The sequence below is a fragment of the Moraxella sp. 179-F 1C4 NHS genome, from assembly GCF_045370505.1.
Lineage (GTDB): Bacteria > Pseudomonadota > Gammaproteobacteria > Pseudomonadales > Moraxellaceae > Faucicola > Faucicola tetraodonis.
The window spans coordinates 176,240-184,648 of record NZ_JBIQEC010000004.1 but is presented as its reverse complement, the minus strand read 5'-3'; the positions used below and the strand labels follow the sequence as shown (position 1 = coordinate 184,648).

Genomic DNA, 8,409 nt, shown 5'->3' with positions numbered 1-8,409 from the left:
CTACAAGGCATTGGCAATGATATTCGTTTTATGCAGTTTACTGCGCCAATTCAGCCTGGCTCAAGTGGCAGTCCGCTTCTACTTCCCACAGGCGAAGTGGTCGGTATGGTTACCCATACCATTGCCAACGCCCAAAATATGAACTATGCGGTCAAATATCAATTATTATCCGCGCTTTTAACCAGTTGCGGTCTTAATGTGAGCGAGCTTACCCACAATATTAGCCAAACACCCCTATCCACGCCTCAGATTACCAAACAGAGTAAATCTGCTTTGTGGTTAGTTGGCTGTGGGGCGTGACAGCTTTTTATTAAACTGAACTTATCGAAGTCAGCAGAGAAGATATACAATCAAAAAAGTCAACACTTTAGACTCACAACGATTAAAAAATCACTCAATCAAGCGCTAAAGCTGCAGCAGATGGCTAAATGTGTCTAGATTTTTGGTGGCTATTCACGGGTCGGCAATAAAATGCTGTGTTTGGGCATAAGATTGCGCTTCTGATTTAATTAGCGCCAACCATTCATTGGCAATAACAGCATTCGACTGAAAATATGCCATCATCCAATGGGCTAACGGCGTAGGTACAGGCACAAATTGGGTGGAAGGCAAAATGGATTGGGTGCCATTGGTGTCATCGCTGTCATACACAAGCTCGACCTGTGGATTTTTTTGAATAATTTCCACTCCCGTAATCTGCCAATTGGTAAAAGCATTATCAATCGCATAGGGCAACGATTCTGCTTGAGATAATTTTGATTGTAGATAGATGGGCTCAAATGTTTTGATGGTATTCACCCAATGCAAGCGTAATGCAATGTCAGGGTGTTGATAAAACACCACCAATTTGCCAGCAAACTTTATTTGCCAAGGATTGACTACTTGGTGGAGATGAATGCCCAGCATTTGCGCAAATTGTTCTCGCGTCAGCAATCGATCAAAGCTTGCTAGCAATTGACCATTTAACGGATGTTGCAGTTTGAGTAGGTCAGATAAATACTCATAATGGTAAATAAATTTCATAGGCAAGTGCTGTGAGATAACCCCGTCCGTCACTTGACACCGATGCACTTTCCACTGCGGCATGGTATCAGTGATAAGCGCAAGCAAATCTATGATTGTGTTATTGTTTGTACTCTTGGCTATAGTTTGTGTATTAACATCCGTTTGAGTGACTGGCAAGGGATTTCCTTTTAAATGATTTGTCTATCTAAATGGTTTGTTTATCTAAATGATTTTTTTCATCATAATAGCTTTATTATAAAACTTTTTTCATTTATTTGAGCCAAAAAAAATCATTACATGGTGAAATGTAATGATTAATGATTACTCAAAAAAACTGTGGTAGTTAAAAGTTTCAGTTAATAATAAGCAGCGTTTAGCAATAAGGCGACCGCTAAAAAGAACCAAATCATAAAGACGGTACTAAGCCATTTACGATGATAGCGCCAAGACTCATCATCGATTTTATTATCGGTTGCCCAATCATCCACCAAATCATCTTTAGCTGATTTTTTTGGTAGCTTTTTTGGTAGTTTTGCAGACTCTTTAACGCTATCTTTAAACCGCAAGTCTTTGGTTAATTGATTGTCCTCATCTTGCATGGTAAAGAAATTAGACGGGTAATCTGTCAAATACGTTTGCTGACTATCGTAGCTCGGTAATAGGGATTTAATAGTTGCCTGACTATAATCACTCTCATCCACGTCACCAAAAACTAATTGAGAAGCCATACTTTGAGGTGTTAGGCCCCTCCTTATATTATCATGTGTTTTGTTCATTTTCATGTAAAATACCCCTTTTTGATAGCTAACATTATAGGGATATCGTGCTTTAATTTAAGCATAGGTTTAATTGTGGTTTTGTTATACTTAGCTAACTTGTATTAGCAAATGTGCAGATTTGAAACCGTTTGTAAACCGCTAATAGTTAAACTTACGCCCTCTTAATTTATAATTTTTGGCACCCATGATTTGTACTAGGATGGAAAATTTTTATTTAACCTGTAGATTTAAAAAAATTATCTTCTATCGATAAATATTTGTTGCTCAGAGGCTTTGACAAAGTCTTCATAAGAAACCACCCCTTGACTATTAGGGGCATTCGTTGTTGGATTACTGCTGCCCGTCTGCGCGCGCTCATTTGAACCTTGATTTAGGTTATTGGGATTTAGGTTATTGGGATTTAAGCTATTAGGATTTGGGGTATTGGGATTAGCGGTGTCAATTGGCGCCTCAGGCATCTGATTAGTCCTACTTGGCGTATTGGCAAGTGTATCTGTTGACACTTGATTGGTGGTCATAGCGGGATTGACATTCGCTGGCGCGGTGGGTTGTGGGGTGGAAGCCACGCCGTTCCCTAATTGCTCACCGGTAATTACCACCGCTTCTGTTCTTAAATTCTCTGGTTGAGTGGTCGAGGCAACAACAGCGGAAGCAGTTGCAGGCAATATCTGCGCCGATTGGCTAGGGTTTGTTGCCGTCACAATGACGTTGTTTTGAGCGTCTCTACTGTTTCTTATCGCTTGATAACTGTGATAGCTGGGCACGACAACTTGGGTTAACAAACCGATGAGTGAGATGACTAACAGCGGAATCAATACCATCAGTACCGTTTTTAATTGGCTAGCAGGTCTAGCAGGTAAGCCATAATAATTGGCGCCTTCACTGCCTTTGACTGCTAGCAAGTAAAGGTAAACTAAGACATTTACCCCGGGCACTAGCATCAATAGCGCAAGCCACCCTGTTTTGTTAAGATCATTGAAGCGGCGTTTGCTAACGGCAAGCTGTAGATAAAACAAAACCGCCACACCAACACTACTTGCACCAAGCAAACTCATCGGCAACTGCTCACTACTGGCATTTACTATGCCTTGAAAGCCGCCAATCATCACAAATAGTAAAGCGACCAGCATTAATGCTATCAACGCATTGAAGGTGGAATACGCTAAAAACTGAACACGGCTAACGCGACCATGCCAGTCAAAAAACCGACGATTATTAAAGCCTTCATGCATCTCGGTTAACGTGACAAAAGACGTACCTGCTTCAGTTTCAATTATTTCATCAGCTTGCATTTCATCAACTTGATGCATATTATCGAAACTGGGTTCAATCGGGGGTAAAGACTGGGCTTTTTTTGGCTTGGGTAGACGGATGGCCATAATGAGCAACTTAATCTAGAGGTTTAAAATTCTTTTAGCGTAAGGTTTTTAGCGTGATATTTTTAACGTAGTATTGCCCAAATTTTATAATATATTGGTTAGAATATCTTGAAATGGCGACATAAATTTGACATTTTTTGTAACATTGATTTAGTGACATTGATTTAATGGTTTGGCTTGATCGCAAATTTGTTGCATAAATAATTTATTGAATGAGTAAGTAATTTTTAACCCCGATAACACAACGCTGTAATGATCATTGAGTATTGATATGGATATTTCCCAACTCACTTATTTTGTGGTAGTGGCAAAAGCAGGCAGTTTTAGCCAAGCTGCCAAAACCTTGGCTATATCGCAGCCATCGTTAAGCCGCCATGTCCAGCAACTCGAAAGCGAGCTGGGTGTCGAGCTGCTGGATCGCTATCACCGCCCAATGACCTTAACCACAGCGGGACATTTTTTTTTGGCACAGATTGAGCCAATATTGTTGCAACTTGAGCAAGCCAGTGAGTTGACTCAGCGCTTTGCCCAGCCGCATAGAAGCAATCATCTTACGATAGGATTTGTCGCCTCAGTGCTGTACGGTTTGTTGCCTGAGATTATTTCTACAGTCAAACAGCGACACCCCAATTTGGATATCAAGCTGGTCGAAATCAATTCAGAGCAGCAAATGTCAGCGCTAAAGTCGGGAGACATTGATGTGGGGTTTGGAAGATTTCGGCACAGTGACAACTTTGTGCAACAGATATTTTTACGGCATGAACGCTTTGTGGTGGCGCTGCCGATGGCGCACCCCTTGGCATCACGCCCAGATGATATCGGCATCGCATTTAAAGAGCTGCTAGAAGATACGCTTATTTTGTATCATCGCACGCCCTTGCCAATCCTGCAAAATCCGCTATTGAATGGCGAAACTGACCAACTCATGTATTTGTTTGCCCGCCATCAGTTGTCACCTCATTTGACCACCAAAGTGCGCGATATCCAAATCGCTTTGGGCTTGGTGGCGGCAGGTGAAGGTATCACCTTAGTGCCTGATAGTTTAAAAACCGTGCGTACCGAGCAAATTCATTATCATCGTGTACGCCACGAAGATGCGACAACCCCGATTTTTATGAATGTGTTGGCACACCAATCCAATCCGTATATTGATGATTTACTGCAAGCGACTTACCAAGTGTATGAAGCTAAAGGCATTACCTACTCTAATCAATCCTTGAATTAAACACAGTTATATTAAAGACTCTTATATTTAAGCCGCTAGTAAAATTTTATTTGCTTAGGCTAAATTGGCGTTCTTGGTTGACACGGCTGATAAATTGTTGGGTAAATGCTTGATAATCCACGTCCGCAAAATCTGCTAGACGCAACATGGTCATGCCGGCATAGCCACAAGGGTTGATCATTTGAAACGGGGTCAAATCATTCTGTACATTGATGGCGATGCCATGATAACTAAAGCCGTGTTTTATCTTAAATCCCAATGACGCAATTTTACCAAGTTCTAAATCGTCTTGATTATACACATACACCCCTGGCGCATCCGCACGCGCTTTGGCATAAAAATCTGGCGGCAAATAAGGCGTGATGACATCAATGATGATGTTTTCAGCTTTACTGACCAAATCGCGCACGCCCCACCCCAACGCATTTAAATCAAATAAAAAATACACCACCAACTGCCCATGACCGTGCCAAGTGACTTGACCGCCACGATCGGTGTGGATGATGGGGGTATTATCTCTTTGCAAAATATGTTCAGGTTTGCCCGCTTGACCCAGTGTAAACACATTTTCGTGATCCACAATCCATAACTCATCAGCGCTAAGCTGCGCCTGCTCGCTGCTGGTAGATTTTTTTTGCTCGATACGCGATAACACGCGCGCCAGCATTGCCGCATGGGTGGGTTCATATTGAGCGTTTTGCAAATATTTAATTTCTAATGGTAACATCGCATTTCCTTGCAGTATCTTTTTGCGTTTGTGTGACAAACCGCTTATTTGTCGTTTGTAGCAATAAGATTGACTTTGCCCAGTTGTAAAAGAGATTTTTGCAGTATTGACTGATAATCAGTCATATCACGCTGCGAGACTGAGCCAAAATTTTTTAATTGACTGGTTAATTGACTGACTGGCATCAGCATCGCAGGGTTGGCGATACCGCTTTTTGCAAAACCGATGGCTAAACTGGCGTTATCGCCCCCCAAATAAAAATCTTTGATGGTAAGTTGATCGTCAGTCGGCGTATGGGTTTTCTCATTGTTATTGGGCGAGGTAGTTGCAAAATCCAGCGTTAAATCCTGCTTTTCTTGAGTGACTAGGCTCAACTCGTTATATCCTCTATCCGCAAGATAAAGCGTATCTTTGCCACCGCCTGCATTGATGATGGTATCATGACCAAATCCTTTGGTGAAATAATATAAATCATTGCCCGTGCCACCCACTAGCATATCATCACCGGCATTGCCGATGAGCACATCATCATCAGCACCGCCCAGCAGCCGATCTTGACCGCTATTACCCACTAGCACATCGTCCCCCTGACTACCCCATAATAAATCCCCTACGCCCTGCTGTCCAAGTACAGAACCATCAATATGGTGATTGATAATGACGTCATTAGCTAAGGTGCCAAAATGCTGGTTAGCTTTATTAGCAAGGGATTTGGCTTCATAACTGTTCCAATCCAGTGGCTTGCCAAATGCTTGCTGATAATCTTGCGATATACGCGAAATGGCAAAACGGTTATTCAAGAACACCAAGGTATTGTATTCATCATACGTATAAAGTGGCGCGTGAAACTGCCCACTAGGCAACATGCTTTGATTAAGGACTGCCAATTGGGTTATTTTGTCGTTTTCACTGATTGCTTGGCGCATGATTTCATCGACTTCAGTAAACACATCTTTATCTTGCGGTTTTGCCGCGTTATCGAGCCACAAGGGTTTGACAAACCGTTGATACCCCAATTCTTTTGCCACCAAAAACTCATAATAAGTTGCCTCACCCTCCGCTTTGGCGCGTGCCATTCCATAGGCTTGTGGCGTATCAAATTGATACAAATTGTCTTTATCACTATTGATTTTTTGGTATTGACCGGTTGCGTGCCCTAGCTCATGGGCAATGTTCAAAAAATTTTTGTAACTTTTAGCAATATGAATGGTATTGCCGTAGGCTTTTGCGCCGACACCGACGGTGGTATCTTGCTCATCAATGAGTAAGTTACCTTGAAATCGATTGAGCAAATTGACCAAGGTAGGCGATTTTTCGATATCTTGGACATTAAATCCCGATTGAACCAAATAGACATTGTTGGGATTGTTAAGATCTAACGCAGGCATGACCTTCCTTTACGTAAGTGGCTTTTTAGTTAGTTTAGGTAGTTTCTTTAAGTGGCTTTCTTTACCTGTTTTTTTACTGCTTTTTTAAGCGGATTTTCTATCAAGTAACGCTTAATGACAGTAAAAAGTTATCACAGCAAAAAGTGAGTTTTATAGCGGCATTGCCTCATGCACAGTTATTGCACAGACCCTATCGTCGGATAAATGTATAGTAAGCAATATAAATTTTAAAAAACGTCAGCAAGCTTAATCAAATTTTAAGCCGGCTGTTAACGCGCTATTATAGCGCAATTAATAACTTAAAACGCCTTAAACAGGGGCATTTAACATCCAGATTAGTAATGCCTATAAACATGGAAAAATTATGAAAATTGAAAACTCGTATGCCACGCTCGATCCAAGGCTTTATCATAAACAACCCCCAAAACCGCTCACGAACCCGCAAGCAGGGCATTTTAATCCGCAAGTCGCCCACCAAATTGGTTGGGCTGATGATGAGTTTTTAACACAGCATTGGGTCGAAATCTTGGGCGGTGACATGGTTCCCGACGGTTTTGAACCATTAGCCATGGCGTATGCTGGACACCAATTTGGGCAATGGGCAGGGCAATTAGGCGATGGTCGTGGTCTATTACTCGCTCAGGTAATCGATAAAGACGGACAATTGACCGATTTGCATCTAAAAGGCGCAGGATTAACCCCCTACTCGCGCATGGGGGATGGTCGTGCGGTGATTCGAAGCGTCGTGCGAGAGTATTTGGCAGGTCATGCGCTTAATGGCTTGGGCATTCGGTCTAGCAACGCGCTAGGCTTTGTGGTGTCAGATACCCCTGTCAACCGTGAGACACGTGAACGCGGCGCGGCGCTACTACGTACCGCAGATTGTCATATTCGCTTCGGGCATTTTGAATGGGTGGCAAATTATGCGCCTGATTTATTGCTGTATTTTACCCGTTATGTCATCAAAACTTATTTCGCCGACTGTTTTGACAGTGATACGCCCATTCAAGATTTTTTGAGACAAGTCGTTGATAAAACTGCCAAAACCATTGCCGACTGGCAGCTGATTGGCTTTGCCCATGGGGTGATGAATACCGACAATTTATCTATCACAGGTGCGACCATCGATTTTGGTCCTTATGGTTTTATGGAGCGCTTTAATCCGATTTGGATCAATAACCATTCTGATTACAACGGGCGTTATGTTTATCAAAACCAGCCATCCATTGGACTTTGGAATTTGTCACGTCTGATTACCTTATTTTTACGTCTTAATGGCGAAAAACTGACCGCCAATCATCCGCCAGAAACCTTGTCGCGCGAGCATTTAACCGACATTTTAGACAGTTTTGGTGAGATTTTTTATCAGTATTATCAGCAAGGTCTCTGCCAAAAATTTGGCTTACCCAGCAGTGAAGAAAACTGTGACTTTGCTTTGCAGTACTTAGAGACCATGCAGCAAAACAAACTCGACTTTACCAACAGTTTGCGAGCGCTAGTAGCAATCGTTGCTGACGCCAAACCTAATGATAAATTAAACCTATTACATGAATTTAATTTACTTAATCAATTGAAAATTTCAATTAGCAGCAGTAACGGTCAACTCAATGCCACCTTAGCGGACTGGATTGCTACCTACCATACCAAATTACAGCAGGATTCTTTGCAGTTGGTAATGACCCACAATCCCGTGTATGTCCTAAGAAACAGCATGGCACAGCAAGCCATTGAATTGGCTGAACAAAATGACATGAGCGAGGTGGATAGACTGTATCAGCTACTGGCTAATCCTTACCAAGTTAGTGCATTAGCCAAACCGACTGACACCGAGCCACCGTTGGCAGATGCGCCTGAAATATGCGTCAGCTGCTCATCTTGAGATGATAGCCAAGGTCGGTAGCGCGAT

Annotated in this window: 8 protein-coding genes; 3 read left to right on the top strand and 5 right to left on the bottom strand. The window is 42.3% G+C overall.

What is annotated here, in order from left to right; genetic code table 11:
• The coding region (locus ACH0AB_RS03505) for a S1 family peptidase (RefSeq protein WP_406877186.1) at positions 1–300 on the top strand (300 nt) is incomplete at its 5' end.
• Positions 301–453: 153 nt separating this feature from the next.
• On the opposite strand, the gene ACH0AB_RS03500 is transcribed toward ACH0AB_RS03505, so the two are convergent.
• The 3 genes from ACH0AB_RS03500 to ACH0AB_RS03490 all read right to left on the bottom strand — a co-directional run bounded on the left by ACH0AB_RS03500 (position 454) and on the right by ACH0AB_RS03490 (position 3,163).
• The gene (locus ACH0AB_RS03500) at positions 454–1,182 is read right to left on the bottom strand and encodes a hypothetical protein (protein WP_406877184.1); all 729 of its coding nucleotides are present in this window, start codon (positions 1,180–1,182) and stop codon (positions 454–456) included.
• Positions 1,183–1,361: 179 nt separating this feature from the next.
• Positions 1,362–1,733: a hypothetical protein gene (locus tag ACH0AB_RS03495; RefSeq protein WP_406877183.1), complete on the bottom strand. Its 372-nt coding sequence runs from the start codon at positions 1,731–1,733 to the stop codon at positions 1,362–1,364.
• A 287-nt stretch (positions 1,734–2,020) separates the two neighbouring features.
• Positions 2,021–3,163: a DUF805 domain-containing protein gene (locus ACH0AB_RS03490; protein ID WP_406877182.1), complete on the bottom strand. Its 1,143-nt coding sequence runs from the start codon at positions 3,161–3,163 to the stop codon at positions 2,021–2,023.
• Positions 3,164–3,434: 271 nt separating this feature from the next.
• On the opposite strand from ACH0AB_RS03490, the gene ACH0AB_RS03485 reads away from it, so the two are divergent.
• A complete protein-coding gene (locus ACH0AB_RS03485; RefSeq protein WP_406877181.1) occupies positions 3,435–4,388 on the top strand; it encodes a LysR family transcriptional regulator in 954 nt (317 codons plus the stop codon).
• A 46-nt stretch (positions 4,389–4,434) separates the two neighbouring features.
• On the opposite strand, the gene lipB is transcribed toward ACH0AB_RS03485, so the two are convergent.
• Positions 4,435–5,115: a lipoyl(octanoyl) transferase LipB gene (lipB, locus tag ACH0AB_RS03480; RefSeq protein ID WP_284033992.1), complete on the bottom strand. Its 681-nt coding sequence runs from the start codon at positions 5,113–5,115 to the stop codon at positions 4,435–4,437.
• A 44-nt stretch (positions 5,116–5,159) separates the two neighbouring features.
• Complete coding sequence (locus ACH0AB_RS03475) at positions 5,160–6,503, bottom strand: calcium-binding protein (protein WP_406877180.1); 1,344 nt, start codon at positions 6,501–6,503, stop codon at positions 5,160–5,162.
• A 364-nt stretch (positions 6,504–6,867) separates the two neighbouring features.
• Here ACH0AB_RS03475 and ACH0AB_RS03470 point away from each other — a divergent pair, with 364 nt between their 5' ends.
• Positions 6,868–8,382, top strand: coding sequence for a protein adenylyltransferase SelO (locus ACH0AB_RS03470; RefSeq protein ID WP_406877179.1), 1,515 nt, complete (start codon positions 6,868–6,870; stop codon positions 8,380–8,382).
• Positions 8,383–8,409: the final 27 nt, after the last annotated feature.